Genomic DNA, 381 nt, shown 5'->3' with positions numbered 1-381 from the left:
CTATGACGCAATATCCAATTCCACCCCACAAAACCAAAACTTCCAACCACAAAGCGTGGCGGGGGATAGGGTGAAGGGGCTGCCCATGAGTCTTAAGAGTTTTACTCTTTTAGACGAATTGTCCCTGGAAGGGAGCCTTTGCAAAAGCGTGCAAGGCGAATGTTGCGCAGCAAGCTTGCTTGCAGGCATTATCTTCGAGGAGACTAGTAGTATTCGTCATTGCTTACCCACCAAGGAGAAAATCAGTCATATTTGAAAGCGACCGTCATTGCGAAACCCGGAGGGGTGAAGCAATCCTTTCCCGCTGACAAGATTGCCACGTCGCTACGCTCCTCGCAATGACGAGGTGCCAGCACAGATTGCTTCGGCTTTGCACAATTC

Annotated in this window: 1 protein-coding gene; it reads left to right on the top strand. The window is 50.1% G+C overall.

Annotated elements, in window-relative coordinates; translation table 11 throughout:
* On the top strand, nucleotides 1-256 hold a 256-nt coding region (locus EAD96_RS31445), incomplete at its 5' end, for a hypothetical protein (RefSeq protein WP_233585452.1).
* Nucleotides 257-381 lie beyond the last annotated feature (125 nt).

The sequence above is a fragment of the Micromonospora sp. BL1 genome (genome assembly GCF_003667485.1).
Classification (GTDB): Bacteria; Actinomycetota; Actinomycetes; order Mycobacteriales; family Micromonosporaceae; genus Micromonospora; species Micromonospora tulbaghiae.
This window is presented reverse-complemented; position numbering and strand designations above follow the sequence as displayed.